This window comes from Sphingomonas sp. BL-S-29, from assembly GCF_055521495.1.
Genome location: NZ_CM145482.1, coordinates 3293207 through 3318376, shown reverse-complemented (window position 1 = coordinate 3318376; position 25170 = coordinate 3293207). Strand labels below are relative to the sequence as shown.

At 65.1% G+C, this 25170-nt stretch carries 30 protein-coding genes; 17 read left to right on the top strand and 13 right to left on the bottom strand.

Annotated elements, in window-relative coordinates:
- The first annotated feature begins 148 nt into the window (after positions 1-148).
- From ACZ1I2_RS15780 to mgrA, 3 genes are all read left to right on the top strand, one after another.
- On the top strand, positions 149-883 hold the full coding sequence (locus ACZ1I2_RS15780; RefSeq protein WP_465176620.1) for a DUF6445 family protein: 735 nt from the start codon (positions 149-151) through the stop codon (positions 881-883).
- Between the two features lie 19 nt (positions 884-902).
- The gene (locus tag ACZ1I2_RS15775; protein ID WP_465181475.1) at positions 903-2354 is read left to right on the top strand and encodes a tryptophan halogenase family protein; all 1452 of its coding nucleotides are present in this window, start codon (positions 903-905) and stop codon (positions 2352-2354) included.
- Positions 2355-2449: 95 nt separating this feature from the next.
- Positions 2450-3493: an L-glyceraldehyde 3-phosphate reductase gene (mgrA, locus tag ACZ1I2_RS15770; protein WP_465177129.1), complete on the top strand. Its 1044-nt coding sequence runs from the start codon at positions 2450-2452 to the stop codon at positions 3491-3493.
- 378 nt (positions 3494-3871) lie between these two features.
- Here the strand turns inward: mgrA and ACZ1I2_RS15765 are convergent, their stop codons facing one another.
- Both ACZ1I2_RS15765 and ACZ1I2_RS15760 read right to left on the bottom strand, forming a co-directional pair.
- Positions 3872-4108 (bottom strand): hypothetical protein, encoded by a 237-nt coding sequence (locus tag ACZ1I2_RS15765; RefSeq protein WP_465173203.1) that lies wholly within the window; start codon positions 4106-4108, stop codon positions 3872-3874.
- A gap of 130 nt (positions 4109-4238) precedes the next feature.
- Positions 4239-5570 (bottom strand): M20/M25/M40 family metallo-hydrolase, encoded by a 1332-nt coding sequence (locus tag ACZ1I2_RS15760; protein ID WP_465177130.1) that lies wholly within the window; start codon positions 5568-5570, stop codon positions 4239-4241.
- 243 nt (positions 5571-5813) lie between these two features.
- On the opposite strand from ACZ1I2_RS15760, the gene ettA reads away from it, so the two are divergent.
- The 3 genes from ettA to ACZ1I2_RS15745 are packed head-to-tail and all read left to right on the top strand — an operon-like array spanning position 5814 to position 8528.
- Complete coding sequence (ettA, locus tag ACZ1I2_RS15755; protein WP_465173204.1) at positions 5814-7493, top strand: energy-dependent translational throttle protein EttA; 1680 nt, start codon at positions 5814-5816, stop codon at positions 7491-7493.
- Positions 7493-8032 (top strand): CYTH domain-containing protein, encoded by a 540-nt coding sequence (locus tag ACZ1I2_RS15750; protein WP_465176622.1) that lies wholly within the window; start codon positions 7493-7495, stop codon positions 8030-8032. Before ettA ends, ACZ1I2_RS15750 begins: the two co-directional genes overlap by 1 nt.
- Before the next feature lie 49 nt (positions 8033-8081).
- The gene (locus ACZ1I2_RS15745) at positions 8082-8528 is read left to right on the top strand and encodes a nucleoside deaminase (RefSeq protein WP_465176623.1); all 447 of its coding nucleotides are present in this window, start codon (positions 8082-8084) and stop codon (positions 8526-8528) included.
- A 9-nt stretch (positions 8529-8537) separates the two neighbouring features.
- On the opposite strand, the gene ACZ1I2_RS15740 is transcribed toward ACZ1I2_RS15745, so the two are convergent.
- Entirely contained in the window at positions 8538-8804 is a 267-nt protein-coding gene (locus ACZ1I2_RS15740; protein WP_465173207.1) for an acylphosphatase, read from the bottom strand.
- A gap of 263 nt (positions 8805-9067) precedes the next feature.
- On the opposite strand from ACZ1I2_RS15740, the gene ACZ1I2_RS15735 reads away from it, so the two are divergent.
- Together ACZ1I2_RS15735 and ACZ1I2_RS15730 are read left to right on the top strand one after the other, a co-directional pair.
- The gene (locus tag ACZ1I2_RS15735) at positions 9068-9745 is read left to right on the top strand and encodes a DUF3108 domain-containing protein (RefSeq protein WP_465176624.1); all 678 of its coding nucleotides are present in this window, start codon (positions 9068-9070) and stop codon (positions 9743-9745) included.
- 1 nt (position 9746) lies between these two features.
- On the top strand, positions 9747-10709 hold the full coding sequence (locus tag ACZ1I2_RS15730) for a hypothetical protein (RefSeq protein WP_465176625.1): 963 nt from the start codon (positions 9747-9749) through the stop codon (positions 10707-10709).
- On the opposite strand, the gene ACZ1I2_RS15725 is transcribed toward ACZ1I2_RS15730, so the two are convergent.
- From ACZ1I2_RS15725 to ACZ1I2_RS15715, 3 genes are all read right to left on the bottom strand, one after another.
- Positions 10710-11090 carry a DoxX family protein gene (locus ACZ1I2_RS15725; RefSeq protein WP_465173210.1) on the bottom strand — a complete coding sequence of 127 codons (381 nt, stop codon included), beginning with the start codon at positions 11088-11090 and terminating at the stop codon, positions 10710-10712.
- 77 nt (positions 11091-11167) lie between these two features.
- A complete protein-coding gene (locus tag ACZ1I2_RS15720; RefSeq protein WP_465173211.1) occupies positions 11168-11650 on the bottom strand; it encodes a GreA/GreB family elongation factor in 483 nt (160 codons plus the stop codon).
- Between the two features lie 108 nt (positions 11651-11758).
- Positions 11759-13750: a lytic transglycosylase domain-containing protein gene (locus ACZ1I2_RS15715; RefSeq protein ID WP_465176626.1), complete on the bottom strand. Its 1992-nt coding sequence runs from the start codon at positions 13748-13750 to the stop codon at positions 11759-11761.
- A gap of 89 nt (positions 13751-13839) precedes the next feature.
- Between ACZ1I2_RS15715 and dapA the strand changes: the two genes are divergently transcribed.
- The gene (gene dapA / locus ACZ1I2_RS15710; protein WP_465176627.1) at positions 13840-14721 is read left to right on the top strand and encodes a 4-hydroxy-tetrahydrodipicolinate synthase; all 882 of its coding nucleotides are present in this window, start codon (positions 13840-13842) and stop codon (positions 14719-14721) included.
- A gap of 4 nt (positions 14722-14725) precedes the next feature.
- Positions 14726-15220, top strand: coding sequence for a hypothetical protein (locus ACZ1I2_RS15705; RefSeq protein ID WP_465176628.1), 495 nt, complete (start codon positions 14726-14728; stop codon positions 15218-15220).
- 9 nt (positions 15221-15229) lie between these two features.
- Here ACZ1I2_RS15705 and ACZ1I2_RS15700 read toward each other — a convergent pair whose 3' ends face one another.
- Complete coding sequence (locus ACZ1I2_RS15700) at positions 15230-15883, bottom strand: CAP domain-containing protein (protein WP_465176629.1); 654 nt, start codon at positions 15881-15883, stop codon at positions 15230-15232.
- Positions 15884-15914: 31 nt separating this feature from the next.
- Between ACZ1I2_RS15700 and ACZ1I2_RS15695 the strand changes: the two genes are divergently transcribed.
- Positions 15915-16169, top strand: coding sequence for a hypothetical protein (locus ACZ1I2_RS15695; protein ID WP_465173215.1), 255 nt, complete (start codon positions 15915-15917; stop codon positions 16167-16169).
- Between the two features lie 101 nt (positions 16170-16270).
- On the opposite strand, the gene rplI is transcribed toward ACZ1I2_RS15695, so the two are convergent.
- The 4 genes from rplI to ACZ1I2_RS15675 form a co-directional block, all read right to left on the bottom strand.
- Positions 16271-16879 (bottom strand): 50S ribosomal protein L9, encoded by a 609-nt coding sequence (gene rplI / locus ACZ1I2_RS15690; RefSeq protein ID WP_465173216.1) that lies wholly within the window; start codon positions 16877-16879, stop codon positions 16271-16273.
- 12 nt (positions 16880-16891) lie between these two features.
- The gene (rpsR, locus tag ACZ1I2_RS15685) at positions 16892-17116 is read right to left on the bottom strand and encodes a 30S ribosomal protein S18 (RefSeq protein ID WP_034158365.1); all 225 of its coding nucleotides are present in this window, start codon (positions 17114-17116) and stop codon (positions 16892-16894) included.
- A gap of 14 nt (positions 17117-17130) precedes the next feature.
- On the bottom strand, positions 17131-17553 hold the full coding sequence (rpsF, locus tag ACZ1I2_RS15680) for a 30S ribosomal protein S6 (RefSeq protein ID WP_465173926.1): 423 nt from the start codon (positions 17551-17553) through the stop codon (positions 17131-17133).
- A 166-nt stretch (positions 17554-17719) separates the two neighbouring features.
- Positions 17720-18127, bottom strand: a complete 408-nt coding sequence (locus ACZ1I2_RS15675; protein ID WP_465173217.1) for an RcnB family protein — start codon at positions 18125-18127, stop codon at positions 17720-17722.
- A 173-nt stretch (positions 18128-18300) separates the two neighbouring features.
- Here ACZ1I2_RS15675 and fabD point away from each other — a divergent pair, with 173 nt between their 5' ends.
- The 6 genes from fabD to mltG all read left to right on the top strand — a co-directional run bounded on the left by fabD (position 18301) and on the right by mltG (position 23282).
- Positions 18301-19236 carry an ACP S-malonyltransferase gene (gene fabD, locus ACZ1I2_RS15670; RefSeq protein WP_465176630.1) on the top strand — a complete coding sequence of 312 codons (936 nt, stop codon included), beginning with the start codon at positions 18301-18303 and terminating at the stop codon, positions 19234-19236.
- Between the two features lie 144 nt (positions 19237-19380).
- Positions 19381-19806 (top strand): GxxExxY protein, encoded by a 426-nt coding sequence (locus ACZ1I2_RS15665; protein WP_465176631.1) that lies wholly within the window; start codon positions 19381-19383, stop codon positions 19804-19806.
- Position 19807: 1 nt separating this feature from the next.
- Positions 19808-20545: a 3-oxoacyl-[acyl-carrier-protein] reductase gene (gene fabG, locus ACZ1I2_RS15660; protein ID WP_465173219.1), complete on the top strand. Its 738-nt coding sequence runs from the start codon at positions 19808-19810 to the stop codon at positions 20543-20545.
- A 106-nt stretch (positions 20546-20651) separates the two neighbouring features.
- Positions 20652-20888, top strand: coding sequence for an acyl carrier protein (locus tag ACZ1I2_RS15655; protein ID WP_272627031.1), 237 nt, complete (start codon positions 20652-20654; stop codon positions 20886-20888).
- Positions 20889-21047: 159 nt separating this feature from the next.
- Positions 21048-22307, top strand: coding sequence for a beta-ketoacyl-ACP synthase II (gene fabF / locus ACZ1I2_RS15650; RefSeq protein ID WP_465173220.1), 1260 nt, complete (start codon positions 21048-21050; stop codon positions 22305-22307).
- Between the two features lie 6 nt (positions 22308-22313).
- Positions 22314-23282, top strand: coding sequence for an endolytic transglycosylase MltG (mltG, locus tag ACZ1I2_RS15645; RefSeq protein ID WP_465173221.1), 969 nt, complete (start codon positions 22314-22316; stop codon positions 23280-23282).
- A gap of 317 nt (positions 23283-23599) precedes the next feature.
- On the opposite strand, the gene eda is transcribed toward mltG, so the two are convergent.
- Positions 23600-24205 (bottom strand): bifunctional 4-hydroxy-2-oxoglutarate aldolase/2-dehydro-3-deoxy-phosphogluconate aldolase, encoded by a 606-nt coding sequence (gene eda, locus ACZ1I2_RS15640; RefSeq protein ID WP_465173222.1) that lies wholly within the window; start codon positions 24203-24205, stop codon positions 23600-23602.
- Entirely contained in the window at positions 24202-25170 is a 969-nt protein-coding gene (glk, locus tag ACZ1I2_RS15635) for a glucokinase (protein WP_465177131.1), read from the bottom strand. The genes eda and glk overlap by 4 nt, the downstream gene beginning before the upstream one ends.

Sequence of the window (25170 nt, the reverse complement as noted above, 5' to 3'; positions counted from 1 at the left end):
CGTCGGCAATGCCTCCGCTGGGGGAGGCAACGCCACCGGCGGAGAATCTTGGGGCTTCAATCCAACGGGATTGGAGCCCCTTTTTTCGGCCCCGGCCGATGCTTGCCGGAGCTCGGCAAGCGCCATAGACCTTGCGGATGAGATCGCGATGACGCCCGTGACGGCCCCGACCTATGACCTGAGTGTCAACCCGCGCCCGACGGTGAGGCTCGATCGCGTGGGCAATGTGCGGGAGCCGGTGCTGATCGTGGACGGGCTGCTCAACCATCCGGCCGCGCTGATCGACTATGCGACCTGGGAAGTGGCGTTCACCCCGGCGGGCAATCCTGAGGGCGGCTATCCCGGCGTTCGCGCGCCCGCACCGCTCAACTATGTCGAAGGCGTAGTGCGTGCGCTCAGCCCATTGATGGAGCGGGCGTTCGGCCTGGACGATGTCACACTGTCCAACGCCGAATGCAGCTTCTCGCTTACGACGACCCCGCCCGAGCAGCTGACGGTGCAGCAGCGCACGCCGCATATCGACACGGTCTATCCGCTGCAGTTCGCGCTGCTGCATTATCTGTGCGATCCGGATTATGGCGGCACCTCCTTCTACCGCCACCGCGCGACCGGCTATGAGACGATCGATGAGGCATGCGCCGTGACCTATGATGCGGTGCGCGCGCGCGAGCTGGCCGAGGAAGCGCCGCCGCAGCATTATGTCGGCGACGACACCGGCCACTACGCCCGGATCGGTGGCTGCGACGCGGTGTTCAACCGGATGGCGATCTATCGTAGTTGCCTGCTTCACTCGGGGCATATCCGCGAAGAAAAGCCGCTCGTCGCCGACCCGCGTGCCGGACGGCTGACCGCCAATATCTTCCTCAATTACCGGCCGCGCTGAGATGGGCGAGCCGCAGCGGTTGCGCAGCATTGTCATTGCCGGGGGCGGCGTTGTCGGCTGGATGACGGCCGCCGCGCTGGCGCGCTTCGCGCCGATGATGCGCGTGACGGTGATCGATTGCCCGGTCGATGATGCCGCCGTCCAGGCGACGCTGCCGGCGTTCAGGGATTTCCACGCGCTGATCGGCCTGGACGAACATGAGATGCTGGCGCGGTGCGGCGGGACGATGCGGCTGGGCACCCGCTTCGCCGATCCCGCGCGACCGGACGGATATCTGCACGCCTTTGGCGATGTCGGGCTCGATGTCGGCGGGGTCGCCTTTTACCAGCTGTGGTTGCGCGCGCGGGCGGCGGGTCAGCAGGTTGATCTCGACGACTATAATCTCGCGGCGATCGCCGCGACGATGGGACGTTTCGCGCGGCCCGCCGCCGACAAGCGGGCGATGATGGACTATGGCTATCATCTCGATACGGCGCTGTACGCCGCGCATCTCAAATTACTGGCGCTGGCCCAGGGGGTGGCGTGCGCGGCCGGAGAGATCGGCTCGGTCGGCCGCGACGGCGCGGGCGGGCTGATCGCCCGGATCATGCTCCGGGACGGGCGCTCGATCGAGGGCGATTTCTTCGTCGATGGCACCGGCATGCGCGCGGCATTGATGGAAGCGCTGGATGTTGGATTCGAGAACTGGAGCAGCTGGTTTCCCGGCAGCCGCGACGTTGTGGTCGACGCGGCGGCTTTGCCGGACCTGCCCCCGCTGTCGAATGCAGTCGCGCACCGGTCAGGTTGGTCGCGGCAGTTGCCCTTGCAGCACCGGACCTGGCGCAGCCTTGGTTACGCTCCAGACCAGATTGGGGATGACGAGGCACTTGCGACCCTGGGCCGGGGCGAAGGCGAACCGCGCTTCACGATCCATCGCAGGGGACGAAGGCAGCGGTTCTGGGCCGCCAATTGCGTTGCCCTGGGTGCCGCCGCGGCGTCGATCGAGCCGATCGAGGCCGGCGAGCTGGATAGCGCCGGCAACGGCATCGTCACGCTCCTGTCGCTGTTTCCCGACCTGGGCGCCGCCGTGGCGGAAGCGGATGAGTTCGACCGAGTCATGACTGCGTCGATCGAGGAGCAGCGCGATCTTGCGTTGCTTCATCGTGTCGCGCTCGAACAGGGAAAGCCGGTCCTGCGGATTGGCGGCGAAGCGCGCGCGATGCCCGATAGCCTGACGCGACGGATCGAGCTGTTCAGTGGCCGGGGGCGGCTGCGGCCGCGCGACGCGGACGGTTTTGGTCCGGCGGATTGGCTCGCGGTGCTGATCGGGCGGGGCGTGCTCCCCGCGTCATGGGATCCGCTGGCCGATGCGATCGACATTCCGCGCGCGCAGCAGAATTTCCTCCGCCTGGCCGGACTGTTCAGGCAATCGGCCGAGACCATGCCCGGTCATGCCGCCTATCTTGCCCGCCACTGCGCATACCGGCCATAACCGGCGCGCAAACAGCGTTCGACCGGCGAGCGAGATGGTATAGCGACCGCGCCGCCCGGCGCTGAATGCCCCGATTCGACCCACAGGAGTTCATGGTGCCCTATCCCACGCCCTATACCGCCGATCCCGCCCGCTATGACGGACGCATGCCCTATCGCCGGTGTGGCCGGAGCGGGCTCGATCTGCCGGCGATCTCGCTTGGCCTGTGGCAGAATTTCGGCGGCGAGGACGTGTTCGAGACGGGCAGGGCGATGCTGCGCCGCGCGTTCGACCGGGGCGTCACTCATTTCGATCTCGCGAATAATTACGGCCCGCCTTACGGATCGGCCGAGGAGAATTTCGGCCGGGTGCTCGCCACCGATTTCGCCGGGCATCGCGACGAGCTCGTCATTTCCTCCAAGGCCGGATGGGACATGTGGCCCGGGCCGTATGGCGATGTCGGCGGATCGCGCAAATATCTGATCGCAAGCTGCGACCAGAGCCTCAAGCGCATGGGGCTCGATTATGTCGACATTTTCTATTCGCACCGCGTCGACCCGAAGACCCCGCTCGAGGAGACGATGGGCGCGCTCGCCCACCTCCATCGCCAGGGCAAGGCGCTCTATGTCGGCATCTCCTCCTATTCGCCGGAGCTGACGCGCAAGGCGGCCGCGATATTGCGCGAGGAGCGCGTCCCGCTGTTGATTCATCAGCCGAGCTATTCGATGCTCAATCGCTGGGTGGAGAACGGGCTGCTCGACACGCTCGAAGAACTGGGCACCGGCTGCATCGCCTTTTCGCCGCTCGCGCAAGGCATGCTGAGCAACAAATATCTCGGCGGCGTCCCCGCGGACGCGCGCGCGAGCAAGGCCGGGTCGCTCGGCCAGCGCATGTTGTCGGACGACAATCTCGGGCGAATCCGTGCCCTGAACGCGATCGCCGAACGGCGCGGCCAGACATTGGCGCAGATGGCGATCGCCTGGGTGCTGCGCGATCCGCGCGTCACCTCGGCGCTGGTCGGGGCGCGGACGGTGCAACAGCTCGATGATTCGCTCGATGCGGTCAATCGGCTTGGATTCGACGAGGCCGAATTGCGCGAGATCGATCAATATGCGGGAGAGGGCGGGATCGATCTGTGGAAAGTGTCATCAACCCTTTAGGCCGTGCAACGCGAGTGAGGGGGCAGTCGCTCAGCGCTCGAAAGAGCTCGAAGAACCTTTCATAATATTTTGATATAAAAAGATATTATTCCATATCCTTCATCGCGGAGGGGACAGGAGATATGGGACATGCTGGTGTCCCATATCTCCCGGCCGCGAGGTGCTGGAGTTCCGCCCCGGCCATGATTCAATCCTGACACAGGGTCTCGCATGGACTCGCTGCCGGACGTCTCGGCGTGCTGTTTCCCATTGCCGAACGGCGCCGCAAAGCGGCGAATGCGCCGGACTGGCGTCGCCGAGAGGCCGCAAACGAAAAGGGCGCCCCCGAAGGGACGCCCTCTCGAAACAACTGACCGGGCCGAAGCCCGGCCGAGCCGATTACTTTACGTTCGCCGTGACGTTGTCAGCAGCGTCGTGCAGGTTGTCGGCGGCGTTCTCGAGAACGTCGGCAGCAACAGCGTTCGACGTGTTGTCGGCGATCGCGTCAAGATTGTCGGCAGCTGCGTCCAGGTTGTCGGCCACTGCTTCCGCGTTGTTCTCGGCAGGAGTGGGCTTCGTGCAGGCGGCGAGCGACATCAGGCCGGCGGCGGCGAGAACAAAGGCGATCTTCTTCATGCGGATGCTCCCAAGCATAGCAAAACTTCGCGGCCAGCCCGATTGCTACCACGAGCCGCTTTTCATAGCGGACGTTGCAGGTGCGTCAATCGCAATTCATCTGGCAGAAAGCTTCGATCACGGTTTTCCGTCATTTCTTGCCTGGAACCGGACCAATCTCCTCTGGCGCGTTCGCAACCACGGCAAGCATCGCGGTCCATGCGGCCACATTCTGGCGGAGTTGCTCGATATCGATCACGTCCAGCGTGTCCTCGGGCGTGTGATGATAGTCGAAATAGCGCAAGCCATCCTGGTTGAGGTCGATCCCGGCAACGCCCGTCGCCAGCACTGGCTCGACGTCGGTGCCGCCATTGGCGACACCCTGGCCGCGGATCACGCCGATCGGAGTTAGCGCCGCCGCCAGCCGGTCAGCGACCGGTTTCGCGCCGTCGGGCAGGTTGGTCTCGAACCGCCAGACCCCGTCAGCGCCGAAATCGGATTCGGTCGCGATCGCATGGCGTTCGCCGGCATGCGCCTTGGCATAGGCCTCGCCGCCGAAGCCGCCGGTTTCCTCGTCGCCGAACCAGACGACGCGGATCGTGCGGCGCGGGCGGTTGCCCGAATCCAGCAGCATCTTCGCCGCTGCCGTGGTGATGCCGACGCCCGAGGCATCGTCGATCGCGCCGGTGCCGAGATCCCAGCTGTCGAGATGGCCGCCGATCAGGACGATTCCGGCATTTGGATCGGTGCCCGGCACTTCGGCGATGACGTTGCCGGACTCGCGCATGCCGAACCGCTTCGGCGTGAGCAGCAGATGGAGCGTGACGGGCTTGCCGCGCTTGACCATGCGTTCGAGATTCGCCGCATCCGCCACCGACAGGGCAGCGGCGGGGATCGGCGCGACGCCGGCTTCGAAATTGGTGACGCCGGCATGCGGCCCGCGGCCGTGATCGGTGCCGATCGACCGGATGACGATCGCGCTCGCCCCCTTTTTCGCGGCGATGTTCGGTCCCTGGCGCCGTGCCGCGCCCTGGCTGCCATAGCTGGAGCCGTCCATGGTGCGCTGCATGGTGTTGGAGACAAAGGCGATCTTGCCTTTCAGGCTGCCGTCCGGGGCCGCGCGCAGATCGTCGATGCTGGGGAAGAACATGATCGGCAGGGTCAGGCCCTCGGGCGGCGTGGCGCCCGAATTGCCGAGCGCGGTGAGGCGCAGCGGCTGCGGGAAGGGCGAAACCACCTCGGCGCTCTCCAGCCCGCGCACCCAGGTATCGAGCTGATAGGTCTCGATACGGACGTTCTTGAAGCCGAGGCTCCTGAGCTTGGCCGCGCCCCAATCGCGTGCCCTGGCCTGTTGCGGCGATCCATCCGGGCGCGGCCCGATCTCGGTGGTCAGGCCCTCGACGATGTCCCAGGCGACCTCGTCCTTCAGCGCCGCGTCGCGCAGTTTCCCGATGGCCGGATCGAGCGGGACCTGTTGCGCCATGGCCGGGAAAGCGAGGGCGGAGGCGGCAAGGGCTGCAAAAAGGGAGAGATTACGCACGATCGGGTCCTCCGTTCGCCCTGAAAAGCCGCAGGGCCGTTGCTTCGTCGCTTAGAAGCAAGGCCGGTGTTTCCACAAGCGGCGCGCCAGCGGATTTTTGATGGTGATCCGGTTTGCCAATCGCCCTCGCAATCACTACATGCGCCAGCGAAATTCCCCGCATTCAGAAGACGGAGCCAATCGGCGATGGCCGTGCAGTACAGCTATGTGATGAAGGGTCTGACCAAGACCTTCCCGGGTGCCGCCAAGCCGGTGCTCAACAATATCCACCTCCAGTTCCTTGGTGACGCGAAGATCGCGATCATCGGCCCCAACGGGTCGGGCAAGTCGACGCTCATGAAGATCATGGGCGGGATCGATTCCGACTACACGGGCGAGGCCTGGGCCGCTGAAGGTATCAAGGTCGGTTATCTGCCGCAGGAGCCGCAACTCGACCCGACCAAGACGGTGCTGGAGAACGTCAAGCTGGGCGCCGGGCCCGTCGCGACGATGGTCGAGCGCTTCAACGCGATCAGCGCCGAGATGGGCGACCCCAAGGACGACACCGATTTCGATGCGCTGATGGCCGAGATGGGCGAGCTTCAGGAGAAGATCGACGCAGCCGATGGCTGGGCGCTCGACAGCCAGCTGGAGCAGGCCATGGAGGCCCTGCGTTGCCCGCCTGGCGACAGCCCGGTCACCAATTTGTCGGGCGGCGAGAAGCGCCGTGTCGCCTTGTGCAAGCTGCTGCTCGAAAAGCCGGATATCCTGCTGCTCGACGAGCCGACCAACCATCTCGACGCGGAAAGCGTCCAGTGGCTGGAGAATTACCTCAAGGAATATACCGGCAACGTCATCCTGGTGACCCATGACCGCTATTTCCTCGATAACGTGGTCAACTGGGTGCTCGAGCTCGATCGCGGCCGCTACTACACCTATGAGAGCAACTATTCGGGCTATCTCGAAAAGAAGGTGAAGCGGCTCGAGCAGGAAGAGCGCGAGGAGCAGGGCAAGGCCAAGGCGATCGCCGACGAGCTCGCCTGGATGCGCCAGACCCCCAAGGCCCGTCAGACCAAGTCCAAGGCGCGTATCCGTGCGTTCGACGAGCTGATGGAGAAGCAGGAAAACCGCTCAGTCGGCAAGGCGCAGATCCTGATCCAGCTGCCCGAACGGCTTGGCGGCAAGGTGATCGAAGCCAAGGGCCTGACCAAGGCGTATGGCGACAAATTGCTGTTCGAGAATCTCGATTTCGTGCTGCCGCCGGGCGGCATCGTCGGCGTGATCGGGCCGAACGGCGCGGGCAAGTCCACGCTGTTCAAGCTGATCACCGGGCAAGAGCAGCCCGATGGCGGTACGATCGAGGTCGGCCAGACGGTCAAGCTCGGCTATGTCGACCAGAGCCGCGACGATCTCGACCCCAACAAGAATGTCTGGGAAGAGATTTCGGACAAGCTCGAGGTGTTCCGCTTCGGCAAGCAGGAGCTGGGCACGCGGGCCTATGTCGGCGCGTTCAACTTCAAGGGCCAGGACCAGCAGAAGAAGGTCGGCCAGCTATCCGGCGGTGAGCGCAACCGCGTCCATCTCGCCAAGATGCTGAAGGAGGGCGGTAACGTCCTGCTGCTCGACGAACCGACCAACGATCTCGACGTCGAGACGCTGCGCGCGCTCGAAGAGGCGCTGGAGAGCTTCGCCGGCTGCGCCGTGGTGATCAGCCATGACCGCTTCTTCCTCGATCGCCTCGCGACCCACATCCTCGCCTTCGAGGGCGACAGCCATGTCGAGTGGTTCGAGGGCAATTTCGAGAGCTACGAGGCGGACAAGCGCCGCCGCCTGGGCGACGCGGCCGACCGGCCGACGCGCCTGGCGTACAAGAAGCTGACGCGGTAATGCGCGGCGGCGGCGACGAAGCTCGCTCGCCGAAATACGCGCATATCGAACGGGAGCGCCGCTTCCTCGTCGATCGCGCAAGCCGGCCTGAACTGGGCGGCTTGCCGTTCGTCCGGATCGAGGATCGTTATGTCACGGACACACGGCTGCGATTGCGCCGGATGTCCGACAGCGCGACCGGACAGGTCGTGCACAAGCTGACCAAGAAATACGAGTCTGCCGACCCTCTCGCGCGGCCGATCGTGACGGCCTATCTGAGCGAGGCCGAATATGACGTGTTCGTCTCGCTGCCTGCCAGGATCCTGAGCAAGCGGCGCTATCCAGTGATAACGCCGCACGGGACGTTCGGCATCGACCTGTTCGAGGGCGTTCTGGAGGGGCTGGAGCTGGCCGAGATCGAGTTGGCGGATGACGCCGCGCTGAGGGGCCTGCCTGCGCCTTCATGGGCAATTGTGGACGTTAGTAGCGACCAACGGTACAATGGCGACCAGCTGGCGCATCTGGACGATGTCGCGGCGATCCTCGCAGTTCCAAGATAGCCCGTTCATCGCTCTCGACCGGACGCGTTGAGAGCGATAGCCTGCGCCGATGAGCGATCTCCATGCCCCCTTCGTCACCCGCTGCTTCGATCTTGCGGCACAGGGCCTGTCAGAAGGCGGGCTGCCGATCGGATCGGTGCTGGTCAGCGACGGGCGGATCATCGGCGAAGGCTATAACCGGCGAGTCCAGCAGGGCGACCCGATCGCGCATGGCGAGATGGACTGCCTGCGCAATGCCGGCCGCCGGCCGCATTATCGCGACACCATCCTCTATACCTCGCTCAGCCCATGCATGATGTGCGCGGGCACGATCGTGCAGTTCGGCATTCCCCATGTCGTGATCGCCGAGAACCGGAATTTCGGCGGCAATGAGGATTTCCTGCGCGAGCGCGGCGTGCGCGTGGAGGTGGTGGACGATCCCCGCTGCATCGACCTGATGGCACGTTTCATCGCCGAGCATCCGGCGCTGTGGAACGAGGATATCGCCGAGGGCTGACCCGCTCCGCTATGCCTGGATGCCGAGGCGCTTGTTGAAGCCCTTGAGATGGATTTCCCCAACCGCCTGAACCTCGACATCGTCGACGCGGGCGAGTTGCGGCCCCTGGCGGCACGCCTCGACCAGAGCATTCAGCGCCGTGTCCTCGCCCGATGCCATGATCTCGACCCGGCCGTCCTGGACGTTGCGCACCCAGCCGGTCACGCCCAGTGCATTCGCCGTCCAGATCGTCCAGTTGCGATACCCAACGCCCTGAACCTTCCCGCTCACGATCATTCTCTGTGTCGCGCTCATTTGTCGTTTCTCGCTTTACACGACCGTGCGACCCCCGCCCGGCCAGCGCAAACCCTAACAGCGCCCGATCCGGCCAATAGCCCGGCACGCCCTCATTCGCCGCGATTCCAGCAGATTTCGGCGTGAGATGACTGATTTTCGAGATGGTTAGCGCTGGCTTCTGAGACGATCCCCGCCGCTTTGCGAATAGGCGTACGTGGTGTATTGCGCGAACAATACGGCCTGATCGCAAAGGAAACCCAGGAATGATAGTAGCGATGTTGCTGACAGTCGCCGCGCTCCCTGACGGCGACAGGCTGAAGGCCGGCACTGCCTGTTACGCGATCGTGCGCGAGACGCCGGCGGGCGCGTCGGTGATCGGCGCGACATGGCAGAGCATTCGCCAGACCGAGGTGGCGGGGCAGCCGGCATGGGACATCGTCGTCCATCAGCGAGTCGCCAACGGCGCCTTCGATCTGCGCGATCACTTCGTGCTGGCGCGCAAGGATCTGCGGCCGATCGCCTTCGACAGCCGCAAGCTCGGCAAGGAGCATGTCCGGCTGCGCTATGCCGATGGCCGGATCACCGGATCGCGGATGGACAAGGATGTCGCGGTGCCCGTCGATCTGGCCGCGCCGGAACCGGTCTGGGAGGGCAATCTCTGGGGCGTGACCTTCGGTGCGCTGCCGCTCGGGGACGGTGGTGCGTACACGCTGCCCTTCTATCAATATGACAAGGGCTTCGGGACGTTCACGCTGCGTGTGACGGGCAGCGAGACCGTCGAGACGCCGGGCGGCAAGGTCGCGGCGTGGACGGTCGATGCGGGCACCGGCCCAGACCGGCGCGTCACCTATCTCATCGCCAAGGCCGACGGAGCCGAACTCGGTACCCGGGCGCCGGGTTTTGCCACGCGCCTCGGCGGCGATTGCGCGGGGCTGGAATAGCGTGGTCCTTGCGACGATGATGGCGGCTGCGCTGGCGGTGCAGGCCAGCGCGACACCCGCGATGCCGCAAGAGAAAGCGGCGCCGGTAGCGGCGTCCGCGGACTTCACCTCTCATACCGCCGCCTTCGCCGCGTTTGTCGACGAGACAGCGGCGATGCCGGAAGCGGAACGCGTCCGGTTGTTCCGCACCCGCTTCAACACCCTGTTCCCGGGCTTCTACCAACCCAATGGGCGGACCGAGGCGCAATATGACGCCAGCGTCGCGGCGGCGTTGGCCGGATTTCCCACCATCCGCGTGAAATACACGGCCGCGTCCGATGCCTTCGCTCAGGCGTTCACGACCGGCCAGACCCGCTTCCGCAAGACCTTTCCCGACTACAAGCTCAACATGCCGGTCTATCTGGTCCATTCGCTCGGCCAGATGGATGGCGGATCGCGGACCATCAACGGGCGGAACGTGATGGTGTTCGGCGCCGACGTCATTGCGAAGATCCATGACGAGACGACGATCGCGCCGTTCCTCGATCACGAGCTGTTCCATCTCTATCACGCCACCTGGTTTCCCGACTGCGACGCGCTGTGGTGCTCGTTATGGCAGGAAGGCATGGCGGTCTATGTCGCGTCGCGGATGAACCCGGGGGCGAGCGAGCGCCAGCTGCTGCTCACCATCCCCGAACCGCTGCCCGCCGCCGTCAATCCCCGGCTCGGGGAGGCGATGTGCCTGGCCCGCGCCAAGTTCGACGCCACCGAGCAGGCGGACTTCGCGCCCTTCTTCTTCAACCGGCCGAGCAAGGGGCCGTTCCCGCCACGCTTCGGCTATTATCTCGGCTATCTGCTCGCGCAGAAGATCGGCACGACGATGCCGTTGATCGAGATGGCGCATCTGCCGCCGGCCAAGGTCAGGCCGCTGCTCGAACAGGCGCTCGCCGGGAACGGGGCTTGCCCCGCACCCCCCAGGGGGTGATCACGCCCTGGTGCGGGCCGCGTCAGCGCTCCACACGCCGCCACCGGCAGCTGCGAGGTAGAGGAAGATGAAGCAATAGAGCATCGCCGGTTCACCGCCATTGGCGGCCGGGAAGAAGCCCTGTGGGAGATGCGCCATGAAATAGGCGACCGCACACATGCCGGACAGGACGAACGCGACGGGGCGGGTGAAGAGCCCGATCACGATCAGCGTGCCGCCGACCAGTTCGAGCACGCCGGCTGTGGTCAGCAATGGATTGAGCGGCATGGGGAAGGGCGGAATGCCGAAGAATTTCGAGACGCCGTGCTGGAGGAAACCCAGCCCGGCAACGATGCGCAGGAGGCTGAGAAGCTGGGAAGACCAGGTCGCGGGGATCGGCATGACGGTTCCTCTCGGGTCGTTTCGTTGACCGATCGTTTCATGATGGGCGGGTGGCGTCAATCGGCCCGCCGGAAACGCTAGGTTGCCGGGTAGGAGATGGCGATCACCTCATATTCCCGCTCGCCCGCGGGCAGGGCTACCCGGCGCAGATCGCCGACCGCCGATCCGCGCAGGGCGCGGGCGAGGGGGGCATTCCAGCCGATCCGGCCAATCGCCGCGTCGGTCTCGTCATCGCCCACCAGGGTGAGCACGCGTTCGACATCGTCCTCATCGGCAATGGTGACGGTGGCGCCGAACCAGACGCGCGCGTGGTCGGGCTGGGCGGCGGGATCGATCACCACCGCTGCCTTCATCCGCCTGGCCAGCCACCCGAGCCGCCGGTCGATCTCGCGCAGGCGTTTGCGGCCATAGATGTAATCGCCGTTCTCGGAGCGGTCGCCATTGCCGGCCGCCCAGGAGATCACCTCGACCAGCCTGGGGCGTTCGTCGCTCAGCAATGCGGTATATTCCGCGCTCAGCGTCTTGTAGCCGGCGGGGGTGATGTAGTTGGGGCGGTCCATGATCTTCCGTCATGCCGGACTTGTTCCGGCATCCACTGTTCCGCAGGCGCGGAACGATAGGTGTGCGGCACGATGGACCCCAGAACAAGCCCGGGGCGACGGACCTGCTCAGCCCGGCGTGCTTTTCCCGAGATACCAGCTGATCCGTTTCGTCCCGCTGCTGCGCGAGCGCGACGGATTCATCAGATCATAGACGACCGCATTTTCCAGCACGCGCTGGACGTAATTCTTGGTCTCGTAGATCGGGATGGCCTCGATCCAGTCGATCATGTCGACGCCGGGCGTGCGCGGATCGCCGTTCGCTCTCAGCCATTTGTTCACATTGCCCGGGCCGGCATTATACGCCGCCACCGCCAGCGGATAGCTGCCATAGAGCCGGTAGATCCGCTCGAAATAGCTCGAGCCGAGCATGATGTTGTAGTCGGTGTCGCTGGTCAGCGAGCCCGGATCATAGGACATGCCCAGCTTGCCCGCCGTCTCGCGCGCGGTGCCGGGCATGAGCTGCATCAGCCCGCGCGCGCCGGCATGGCTGACCGCCGCGCGATCGAACTGGCTTTCCTGCCGCGCGATGGCGTGGATGATCGTCCAGCTGTCCTGGCTGGAGGCCGGTACGCGCACATTGGGGAAGCCCAGCGTGCTATATTCGCTGAGGCCGTTCTGCAGGGCGCTGCGGCCCACCATCACGCCGAGATCGGGGCGGCCCAGGGTCCGCGACAGCTCGCTCGCCAGGACATGATCGCTGTCGGTCTTGGCGTCGATCGCGATCTGGCGGACAAAGGCGGTCTGATCCTGCCACGAGCCCACCGAGCCGAGATATTGCGCCGCGCGCACCGTCTCGCGGCCGTAAAAGGCCGCGCGGACCTGCGGATCCACCGGCTTCATCAACGGACTGCCCGGCGGCGTCAGCGCCAGGCCGAGCCGCTCGGTCGCCAGCTGGCCGTAGAACAGGTCGCGAAAACCCGCCGCGCGTGCATAATAGCCATTGGCTTCCTGGCGGCGGCCGGCCGCTTCCGCTGCCCGCCCGGCCCAGTAGAAACCCTTCGACTGAGTGGTCGGGGTCTTCGAGGCACCGGCATAGCGGGTGAACATGCCGATCGCGTCGGCGGGCCGCCCGAGCTGGCTCATCGCGGTCTGGCCGGCGAGCCAGGCGAGGCTCGTATAGTCGTCGCGCTCGCCATAAGGCTGTTCGCTGATGTCGGTGCCGGCCGGATAGGCGTCGTCGAGCTGGCGCGCGATGTCGAACGCCGTGGAATATTGCGCATCGGCCGCGGCGCCACGCGCGTTGGTCAGCAGCGCCTCGAACCATTTTTCCGGGCTCCCCGGGCGCGCAGTGAGCGCCGGGCGTCGGGCGAGCAGGCTGCGCGCGCTGGGCGAGGCGTTGTTGTTGCGGAACCAAGCGGCGCGGTCGGCCAGATAGCCGGGGTCGCCCGCGCCCATGCCGCTGACATCGGCGGCGAGATCCGCGGCATTGGCCGCGTTGGTGCGAAGGGCGAGCCGGGCTTCGAACAGCGGGCGCTTCGACGGGCTGACCAGCGCCAGCTGGCGCTGCGCCGACGGGATCGAACCCTGCCAGAGCAGCATGTCCATGCGGGCGTCATGATCGGCCGGGGTCAGGGCGCCGGAAAAGCCGCCGATCAGCTTGGCCTCGTCCAGCGCGGAGAGCGATCCGGATACCCAGGCCTTTTTGGCGGCAAGGGTCGCTTCTTGGCGCGCCCCGGTCGCAGCCAGCGCCTCGGCGAAGCGAGTCCGGCCCGCGCCGGTGAGCGGCGCATAGCGGCGGAAATAGGTAACGGCGGTGCCCGGCGACCATGTGCCGGCGGACAGCGCATTCTCCGCGCTGCGCCGCATCGCCATCTCGCCGGGCCAGCCGGGATGGGCGAGCAGGAAGCGCGCATAGGTGTCGAACGGATAGCTCGAACTGTCCTGCAGCGATTTCCATTCAGTGATCGTGGCGGAGAGCGCGCTATTGGCGGCGGCCGATCCCTCCAGCACCTGCTGGGCGCGGCCCCAGCCGAGTTGATCCTGCGCTGCCCCGGAGGTCATCGCCAGGCCCGAAACACCGGCGAACAGCAATCCCGACTTGATCAATGACGGTATCATGTGGACAGGATATGGCAGCGGACCTTATTTGTCGCTGAACAAATTACGAAAATGCGACGGAATCACCGCCGCCCAGGAGCAGATCAACCATGTTTTCGGGATCGATCCCGGCGCTCGTCACGCCGTTCGAGGAAGACGGCGCCTTCGCCGAGAGTGCGTATCGCGATTTCATCGACTGGCAGATCGAGCAAGGATCGGCCGCCCTGGTGCCATGTGGCACCACCGGCGAGGCCGCGACTCTCTCGGCCGAGGAGCATTTCCATGCCGTGCGGGTCTGCGTCGAGCAGGCGGCGGGGCGGGTGCCGGTGATCGCCGGCGCGGGTTCCAACGACACGCGCGTCGCGATCCAGAACATCAAGGCCGCGAAGGACGCGGGCGCCGATGCGGCGCTGATGGTCCCGCCTTATTACAACCGCCCCAACCAGGAGGGCATCTTCCGGCATTTCGAGGCCGTGGCCAACAGCTGCAACCTGCCGATCATATTGTACAATGTGCCGGGCCGCACCGTTACCGACATCGCGGTCGAGACGATGGGGCGTATCGCAAAGGCCTTTCCCAGCGTGGTCGGCGTCAAGGACGCGACGGGCATCATCCAGCGCGTCTCCGCGCAGCGCGATGCCTGCGGCCCCGATTTCTGCCAGATCTCGGGCAACGACGACATGGCGCTGGCGTTCAACGCGACCGGGGGCAGGGGCTGCATCTCGGTAACCGCGAATGTCGCGCCGAAGCTGTGCGCCGACTTCCAGGCGGCGTGCCAGGCCGGCGAGTATGCCAAGGCGCTCGATTACCAGGATCGCCTGTTCCAGCTGCACGTGTCGCTGTTCACCGACGCGTCGCCCGGGCCGGTCAAATACGCGCTGAGCCGCGTGCGCCCGGGCTTCCCGCAGGCGCTGCGCCTGCCGATGACCTGGCCGGGCGAGGCGAGCCAGCGGGCGGTCGATGCGGGGCTGGCGAAGGCTGGACTGATCTAAAGCCGTGACCAAATATCTGGCCAAGGCGAACAACGACGTCCTGTCCTTCTGCACCTGCGAGAAGCCGTTGGCCGCGGGCCCGTCGCAACTCGATTGCCCCTGGTGCGGCTGCGGCTGGCTGATCTGCTGCATGGATTGCGGGAAGGCGTTCGTGTTTGCCGAGGTCGTGGATGTCGACCGCACTTATGACGAGATAGTCGGCGCGGACTTCCGGCGGCGTGGTTACGATCTTCCAGCGGACGAGTTAGAGGGACTGGCGCAATGGATGGCCGATGCGATGGAGCCGCTGCGCCTCGGTGAGATCGTGGTCTATCTGGATGGTTGCTATTTTCCCCTCCATGAGCGGGATATCGACTTCGAGGGCGCCTTCTCCGCCCATCACTTCGACCTCCTGCCCCATGCGCAGGCGCTGGATAGGCAAGAAGCCCTCGCAGAAACGCTTGGCAAGAAGGGTTATTGGTTCGAGCGGGAACGGCCCGATCGCCAGGAAGACCTGTAGGCTGTGCGCTTAGTGGCCGGAGGCGACGAAGGTCGGCAGCTGCGGCCCGCCATTGGCGGTGGCACTATAATCGATCACGCACAGGTAGCGCACCGTCGGATGCGCCCCGCAGCCGACGCCCGCGAAGCGGTTGCCCGTCGCGAATATCAGGGCGCGGTGGCCGCGGCCGGGCACGCCGTCGTCGATGACGAGCTGGCGGACCACGGCGTGGTGCTCGTCATAGCGGTAGGAAATGGTCTCGCTGACGAAGATGTCGCCGCCACGGCGCTTCACCCGGTCGCCCGGCATGGCGCCATTGGCTGAACGATGCCCGTTGCGGCCGGTCTCGCCCTGTTCCTCGGCGAAGTCGCGCGCGGCACGCTCGAGCAACTCGCCACGTTCGAGCGGGGGCAGGGGCTTTTGCCGGTCGAGAAAGGCGATGGCCTCGTTCACCGCATAGATGCCCTCGCGCGTCACCTCGCCGACCGGATCGCCCGGCAAGCGCACCACGCGCCCGTCGAACAGCGCGCGATAGTCGCGCAGTTCGTCGGCATATCGCTGCGGATTGGCGCGGACATAGTTTAGTTCGTCGAGCACCGCCGCCTCGAGCGACGGGGGCCGGTCAGCCGCGACAAGGGCGAGCCACCCCAGGCCAAGCGATGCGACTGTCCGACCAATTCCCATTTCGCACGCGCCCCGCATCCATCGCATCATCGTGACGGATCTCAATGCGTTACGGAATCTCGCCCGGCGAATGAAGCATTCGACGATTCAGTTCGCCGCTGGAAAGTTCCGCTTCGTCGTAAAAATATTCCCGTTCATCCTGTTGAAACCTTTGGCGCCCGTGCGCATTTTTCCTTTCAAGTTCCACGAACACGAAACGAAACAGGCCATGAAATCCGTCGTTCCGATCTTTCTCGCCCTGATCCCGCTGGTCGCGGTGGTGGGTGCGTGCGTCGCAGCGCCGTAACGCCCAAATAACCCGATACCCCGCTTCAGGGCGGGACAACGCAAAAGGGCCGCCCGGATTTCTCCGGACGGCCCTTTTTCTATGCTAACCTTGGCAGGTGTTCAGCCCTGGGCCGACTCTTCCGCTTCGGCTGCCGGCTCGGACTGGACCTCGGCGGTCGCGCCCGGCTCTGCGTTCGGATCGTAATCCTCGACAAAGCCGGCTTCGTCCTTTTCGAACATCGCGGTCATCACGTCGACACCCTTCGCCTGCATCTCGGCCTCTTCAGGCGAGCGTGCGACATTGACCTTGATGGTCACGGCGACTTCGGCGTGCAGCGAGACCTTGACGTCATAGACGCCGATGGCCTTGATCGGCTTGTTCAGCACGATCGCCGACTTCGGCACCTTATGGCCTTCGCTCTCGAGCAGTTCGAGCAGATCGCGCACCGCGACCGAGCCATAAAGCTGGCCGGTGTTGGACGACTGGCGGATCAGCGTCAGCGTGATGCCGTCGATCGTCTTCGCTTCGGTCTCGGCTTCGCCGCGACGTGCGGCGTTGTCGGCCACGATCTTCTCGCGGTTCTTCTCGAAGACCTTGCGGTTGGCTTCGTTCGAGCGAAGCGCCTTCTTGTTCGGCAGCAGGAAGTTACGGGCGAAACCGTCCTTCACCTTCACCACGTCGCCGATGTTGCCGAGCTTCTCAACTCGTTCCAGCAGGATCACATCCATGAGTCCGGCTCCTTACTTAACGATGTAGGGCAGCAGGCCCAGATGACGGGCGCGCTTGATCGCCTGGGCGAGCTCGCGCTGCTTCTTGCCGCTCACCGAGGTGATGCGGCTCGGGACGATCTTGCCACGCTCGGACACGAAGCCCTGCAGCAACCGGACGTCCTTATAGTCGATCCGGGGGGCATCCTTGGCGGAGAACGGGCAGCTCTTGCGGCGGCGGAAAAATGGGCGTGCCATTGTCTATATGCTCCTTATTCGCCGTCGAAGTCGCGACGCGGACGCTCGGGCCGGTCACCACGGTCCGGACGGTCGCCGCGGCCCTCGCGGTCACCACGACGCTCACGGTCACGATCGCTCTTGCGCATCATCACGGTCGGACCCTCTTCGAGAGCGTCGACCTTGACTGTCATATAGCGGATGATGTCTTCGTTGATCTGGGTCTGGCGCTCCAGCTCGGCGACCACGCCGGCCGGCGCGTCGATTTCGAGCATCACGTAATGCGCCTTGCGGTTCTTCGCGATCTTGTACGCGAGGCTGCGCAGGCCCCAGGACTCGGTCTTCACGACCTTGCCCTTGTTGTCCTCGATGATCTTGGTGGCGTTCTCCGCCAGCGTGTCCACCTGCGCCTGTGCCAGATCCTGGCGCGCAAGGAACACATGCTCGTATAGAGCCATGGTTCTTACCTTCTCTTGGCCGATCGCTGACGTACGCCCCATGCGTAGCGCCCCTCCGGCTGTCGTCTCAAAGCAACCGGGGCGGAAAGCGTGCGCTTCCCACCCCGATGGCGGCTCCATAGCGGAAACCGGGCGAAAGGCAAGCCTTCCGCCCGGTCTTTGGGTGTTAGCGAAGCGCGCCGGCCAGGATGGCCGCGATCACGCCGCTCGAGATGCCGACCAGCAGCGCGTCATTGCCCGACTGGACATAGCGGTAGCCGCGGGGCGGGGCCTTCAGGTGACGGCCGCGATAATCGTTGATCACGCGGTAATTGCGTGCCTGGCGATAGTCGAAGCGCTCACCCTTGCGCCAGTTGCTGCGATAGCTGTTCTGGTGGCCGTTGCGATAGTCGGACCGGTTATCGCGGACGTCGCGCTGGACGACCACGGTCCTGCCCGGTTGATGACGGACTATCGTCTCGTGGCGCTGCTCGGTCTGGCGCTGGGGCTGATACTGGCCGGCCGACGCCGCGGTGGCGGCCAGCGGGCTTGCGACCATCGAGACGGCGATCGCGCTCAGGATGAACTTCTTCATGATACTCACTCCTCGGTGTTGTCAGGCGCCTCGCTTGGCGTCGAACACCTATCTAGGAGTCGGTTGTCGCAGGCCCGTGCCGGAAAGCGGCCGAAATGGTCGCGAAGTGTCGCGGCTTGCCTAAGTCCGTTCAGCTTTCTAGTCCCACCCGCCTGATCTCACAGGAGCCGGCCATGCGTGCATTCATCTTTCCCGGGCAGGGCAGCCAGGCGGTCGGCATGGGCCGCGTCCTTGCCGAAGCCAGCGCCGTCGCCCGCGCGGTGTTCGAGGAAGTCGACGAGGCGCTGGGCCAGCATCTCTTCAAGCTGATGAGCGAAGGCCCGGAGGATGAGCTGCAGCTTACCGAGAATGCCCAGCCGGCGATCATGGCCAATGCCATCGCCACGTTGCGCGTGCTGGAAAAGGAAGGCGGCATCCGCCTGGCCGACAAGGCCGATTATGTCGCGGGCCATTCGCTCGGCGAATATAGCGCTTTGTGCGCGGCAGGGGCGATCGACCTGCCGACAACCGCGCTGCTGCTCAAGCATCGTGGGCTGGCGATGCAGGCGGCGGTGCCGGTCGGTGTGGGTGCGATGGCGGCATTGCTCGGTGCCGATCTCGAAAAGGCGCGGATCATCGCCAATGCCGCGGCCGAGGGCGAGGTGTGCACCGTCGCGAACGACAATGATCCGTCGCAGGTGGTGATTTCGGGCCATCGCGGCGCGATCGAGCGGGCCGTCGCGATCGCGAAGGAATATGGCGCCAAGCGCGCGATAGTGCTGCCGGTGTCGGCGCCGTTCCACTGCCCGTTGATGCAGCCCGCCGCCGATGCGATGGAAAAGGCGTTGGCCGAGGCGCGGATCGATTCGCCGCTGGTGCCGGTCTTCGCCAACGTCACCGCGACGGCGGTCGGCGATGTCGACTCGATCCGCCGGCTGCTGGTCGAGCAGGTCACGGGCATGGTGCGCTGGCGGGAATCGGTGCTGGCGATGGCCGATACGGGCGTGGAGCGTTTCATCGAATTCGGCGGCAAAGTCCTGGCGCCGATGGTCAAGCGCATCGCGGCCGATGTGGATGCCTCGAGCGTGATCTCGATGGACGATATCGAAGCGCTGGCGAAGACGCTGTAATTCTTCCTGAATTTGCGAATAGCAGAAGAATTTTCACGCGAAGACGCGAAGGCGCGAAGATTTTTTGGAGGCCGTCCTCCGCACCAAATCTCTTCGCGCCTTCGCGTCTTCGCGTGAATCATTTCTTCTAAAATGGAGGGGCGGATGGATCTGGAGACAATCGCTGCGGATGTCGTCGATCAGGCACTTCAGTTGCATCGCCGCCTCGGACCCGGACTCCTCGAAAGTGTTTACGAGGCGATCCTCGCTGCCAAGCTGGCAAAGCTTGGCTATGACATCCGCCGCCAGCAAGCGATCGATATTCAGTATGACGATCTGCGGTTCGAGGCGGCGTTCAGGATCGACCTGCTCGTGAACGGCAGCCTTTTGGTGGAGATCAAATCGGTCGAGCGGCTGAATGCCGTTCATGCCAAGCAATTGCTGACCTATCTCAGGCTCACCGATCAGCCACTGGGGCTGCTCATGAATTTTGGCGGTGCCACGCTGAAGGAAGGATTGCAGCGTATCGTCAACAGCCACACGGACTTTGCGTCTTCGCGGCTTCGCGTGAATCAAATAAATGGAGAGTAACATGTTCGACCTGACTGGCATGACCGCGCTGGTGACTGGCGCTTCCGGAGGGATCGGCTCGGCGATCGCGCAGGCGCTGGCGGGGCAGGGGGCGCGGCTCGCGGTCTCCGGGTCCAATGCGGCGAAGCTCGAATCGTTCAGAGACAGCCTCGGCGGCGACCATGTCGCGCTGCCATGCGACCTTTCCGACGGCGCCGCGGTCGATGCGCTGGTGCCCAGCGCGGTCGAGGCGCTGGGCAAGCTCGATATCGTCGTCAACAATGCCGGCGTCACCCGCGACAATCTCGTCATGCGCATGAAGGACGACGAATGGGATCAGGTGATCCGCGTCAACCTGGAGGCCGCGTTCCGCATCGCGCGCGCCGCCGCGCGGCCGATGATGAAGGCGCGGTTCGGCCGGATCATCTCGGTCACCTCGGTGGTCGGCACGACCGGCAACCCCGGCCAGGCCAATTATGCCGCGTCGAAGGCGGGGCTGGTCGGCATGTCCAAGGCCCTGGCGCAGGAACTCGCCAGCCGCGGCATCACGGTCAATTGCGTGGCGCCGGGTTTTATCCGCACGGCCATGACCGACATCCTCCCGGATGCGCAGAAGGATGCGTTGAACGGCCGAATCCCGGCCGGCCATATGGGCGAAGGCGCGGATATCGGCGCGGCGGTGGTCTATCTCGCCAGCCGCGAGGCCGGCTATGTTACCGGTCAGACACTGCACGTAAATGGCGGCATGGCGATGATCTGATCGCGGTCGGTGCTCTTTCCCGGGGCTGCTCCCCCTTGCAAGGGCACCAAGCGCGTTCTACGTGCGTTCAGGAAATGAAACCCCCAGCGATAGAGGGACGATAACAATGAGCGAGACCGCAGACCGGGTTAAGAAGATCGTCGTCGAGCATCTCGGCGTCGAAGCCGACAAGGTCACCGAAGACGCCAGCTTCATCGACGATCTGGGCGCGGACAGCCTCGATATCGTTGAGCTGGTGATGGCTTTCGAGGAAGAATTCGAAGTCGAAATTCCCGATGACGCCGCGGAGAAGATCACGACCGTCAAGGACGCGATCACCTTCATCGACGAGCACAAAGATTGATCTGATGGGACTGATCTGGCGGAAGGCGCTCCGGCGCCCCGCCTGGCCCTTTTCGGGCAGGAATGCATGAACGGCTCCCCGTCCCAGGGCAACCAACAGGGGCGGGGGGCCGTTCCTATTTGACGAACCCAATTTGACGAATGAAGAACGGAGATGGCCATGCGCCGTGTTGTCGTAACCGGGCTCGGGCTCGTGACACCGCTGGGTGCCGATGTGGAAACCGCATGGGCGAACATCATCGCCTCCAAATCGGGCGCGGGCACGATCACGCGTTTCGACGCGACCGACTATGCCTGCCGCATCGCCTGCGAAGTGAAGCCGCCGGAGCATGAATATGGCTTCGACCCCGGCAAGCGTGTCGATCACAAGGTGCAGCGCCAGGTCGATCCCTTCATCATCTACGGCATCGATGCGGCCGGCCAGGCGCTCGAGGACGCCGGCCTGACCGACATGACCGAGGAAGAGCGCTTCCGCGCGGGCTGCTCGATCGGTGCTGGAATCGGCGGCCTGCCGGGCATCGCCAGCGAATCGATCGTGCTCCATGAAAAGGGCCCGCGCCGCGTGTCGCCGCATTTCGTGCACGGCCGCCTGATCAACCTGATCACGGGTCAGGTGCAGATCAAATATGGCCTGATGGGCCCCAATCACGCCGTCGTCACCGCCTGCTCGACCGGTGCGCATTCGATCGGCGACGCCGCACGGATGATCGCGATGGACGATGCGGACGTAATGCTCGCGGGCGGCGCCGAGGGCGCGATCTGCCCGCTCGGCATCGCGGGCTTCGCCCAGGCGCGCGCGCTGTCGACCAACTTCAACGACTCGCCTGAGAAGGGCAGCCGCCCCTATGACGTCGATCGCGACGGCTTCGTGATGGGCGAAGGCGCCGGCGTGGTCGTGCTCGAGGAATATGAGCGGGCCAAGGCGCGCGGCGCGAAAATCTATGCCGAGGTGATCGGCTATGGCCTGTCGGGCGACGCCTATCACGTCACCGCGCCGCATCCGGAAGGGTCGGGCGCGTTCCGCTCGATGGAAATGGCGATGCGCAAATCGGGTCTCGCGCTGTCGGACATCGATTACATCAACGCGCACGGCACCTCGACGCCGCTCGGCGACGAGCTGGAGCTGAACGCGGTGCGCCGCTTGTTCGGCAACAATATCGGCACCTTGTCGATGAGCTCGACCAAGTCGGCGATCGGGCATCTGCTCGGCGGTGCCGGCGCGGTGGAGAGCATCTTCTGCATCCTCGCGCTGCGCGATCAGATCGCGCCGCCGACGCTCAATCTCGACAATCCCAGCGAGAATTGCGCCGGCGTCGACCTGGTGCCGCATGTCGCCAAGAAACGGTCGATCAAGGCAGTGCTCAACAACAGCTTCGGCTTTGGCGGCACCAATGCCAGCCTCGTCATGCGGGCCGTCTAGGGAGTCGTGCGCAGGCTCGGCTGTCTCGGCCTGCTGATCGTCCTCGCGGCGGTCATCGCGGGGTTCATCGGGCTGCAGCGATGGGCCGGGCCGGGGCCGCTGGCGCGGACCACCACGGTGCAGATCGCATCCGGCACCAGCCTGGCGACCGCTTCGACTCAGCTGGAAAAGGCGGGGGCGATTCGGTCCGCCCGGCAATTCCGCCTGTTCGCGCGCTTCCTCGGCTCGGACGATCCGATCAAGGCAGGCGAATATCGCCTTCCGCCGCGTCTCAGCCAGTCGGACATCCTGAAGGTGCTCCAGGGCGGGAAGACGCTGCAGCGCTTCGTGACGGTGCCGGAGGGATGGCCGTCAGTGATGGTCAAGGACGCGCTGGACAAGACGTCCGGGCTGCAGGGTGTGGTCGCCGTGCCGGAGGAAGGCAGCGTGCTGCCGGACAGCTACAGCTTCGAGCGCGGCTACACCAAGGCCTTCATGCTCGGCCGCATGCAGACGGCGATGACTCGCTACCTCGCTGGCGCCTGGGAGAAACGCAAGCCGGGTATCGCGGTGAGCACGCCGCGGCAGGCGCTGATCCTCGCCTCGATCGTCGAGAAGGAAACCGGCAAACCCAGCGAGCGGCGCCTGGTCGCTGCGGTCTATTCCAACCGGCTGAAGCGCGGCATGCCGCTCCAGGCGGACCCGACCGTGATCTATCCGGTCACGAAGGGGCGGCCGCTCGGCCGGCGAATCCTCCGCTCGGAGCTTCAGGCCAATAACGGCTACAACACCTATGCGATGGCGGGCCTTCCCGCGGGCCCGATCTGCAATCCCGGCCGCGCGTCGATCGACGCGGTGCTTGATCCGGAACAGTCCAACGCGCTCTATTTCGTGGCCGACGGGACGGGCGGCCATGTGTTCGCCGATACGCTCCAGCAGCACAATGCGAACGTCCAGAAATGGTATGCGATCAGGCGCGCGCGCGGCGAGATGTGATGCCGGCGCCGGCGCGCTGCGCTGTCGTCGATTCAATCATAGAAAAGCCCTGCTACCGTGCTGAGCGGTCCAGTGCGTGCGCGTACGATCCGGATCGGCTCTTTCTCAGTTTCGGCAACGACCTCGTCACCCCTGTTCCCGGCGCGCTCTCTCCCTGTTCCGCGATAACAGGGAAAATACCAATAAGATATTGTTATATAAAGATAAAATCCCTATTTTCGAGCTGAATCGCGGGCAAAAACGACGAAAAACAAAAATAATACGCGGAACAGGGAAGAACAGGGAACGCGACAACCGGAACAGGGATATAGGCGCTCCTATCGCGCCAGCGCCGCTGCGGCGCGTGCCTTGGCTTCGACCTCGGCCATGGTGCCGCCGGTCACCCAGCTGCCGCCGACGCACAGCACGGGGCCGAACGCGAGCCAGTCGGGTGCGCTCGCCTCGGTAATGCCGCCGGTGGGGCAGAATGTGCACTGGTAGAAGGGCGCGGCGAGGGCCTTGAGCGCCTTGATCCCGCCCGAGGTTTCGGCCGGGAAGAATTTGAAATGCTCCAGCCCCAGATCGAGCCCGCGCATGATGTCGCCCGCGGTCGCGATGCCCGGCAGATAGGGCACGCCGCTGGCGATGATCGGCTGGGCGAGCCGCTCGGTCAGGCCGGGCGAGACGATGAACTCGGCGCCCGCGTCCATCACCTGCTCGAACTGCTCGGTCGTGACCACCGTGCCGGCGCCGACGATCGCGCCCGGCACCTGCTTCATCTCGCGAATCGCGTCGATCGCGGCGGCGGTGCGCATCGTCACCTCAAGCACCTTGAGGCCGCCGGCGACCAGCGCCTCGGCGAGCGGGCGCGCCGTGGCGGCGTCCTCGATCACGAGCACCGGGATGACGGGGCTCGTCCGCATGATCGTCTCGATACCGCTCATCGGGCATGCTCCTGGGCAAAGGCGGCCGCGGCGCCGAACAGGCCGGGCTGGGGATGGGTGATGAGCTTTACCGGTATCGACTTCATCAGCGACTGGAAACGGCCCTTTGCGGTGAATCGTTGCTCGAAGCCCGATTGAAGCAGCCGATCCTTGAGCCTGAGCCCGAGCCCGCCCGCGATCACCACACCCTTCGGGCCGTGCGCCAGCGCCAGATCGCCGGCGACCGCGCCCAGGCTGAGGCAGAAGCGATCGAGCGCGGCGAGGGCAAGACTGTCGCCATCGTCGAGCGCGAGGCTCCAGATCTGCTTGTCGTCGAGCCGCTGCAGCGCGCGGCCTTCGATCTCGCCCAGCGTTTCATAGATCGCGACGATGCCGGGGCCGGCGACGATCCGTTCGACCGACACGCGATTATAGGCCTTGCGCAGGCGCTTCAGCAGGGCGTCTTCCAGATTGTCGAGCGGCGCGAAGTCCATATGCCCGCCCTCGGTCTCGATCACATGATAGCCGTCTCGCACCCGCAGGACCTGCGCGACGCCCAGGCCGGTGCCCGGCCCGCAGACGGTGATCGAGCCGTGATCGGGCAGCGCCGTGTCGGGCCCGCAGAGATGCTGGAAATAGTCCGGGCCGACCTGCGCCACCGCATGGCCGATCGCGCCGAAATCGTTGATCAGGGAGAAAGTGTCGACCTCGAGCCGCTCCTGCACCAGCGCCGGCCGAATGATCCAGGGATTGTTGGTCAGCTTGATGATCTCGCCGCCGATCGGCGACGCGACCGCGATTGCGGCGGATCGGGGCAGGGGCCGGTCGAGCGAAGCGCCGAACGCCTGCCACGCGGTCTGCAGACTGGCATATTCGGCGGTCTTGAGCGTCTCGGGTTCGCCAAGGGCGACGACGCGACCGTCCGCAACCTCGGCGATGGCGAAGCGCACATGCGTTCCGCCGATATCCACCGCCACAACTTCCAT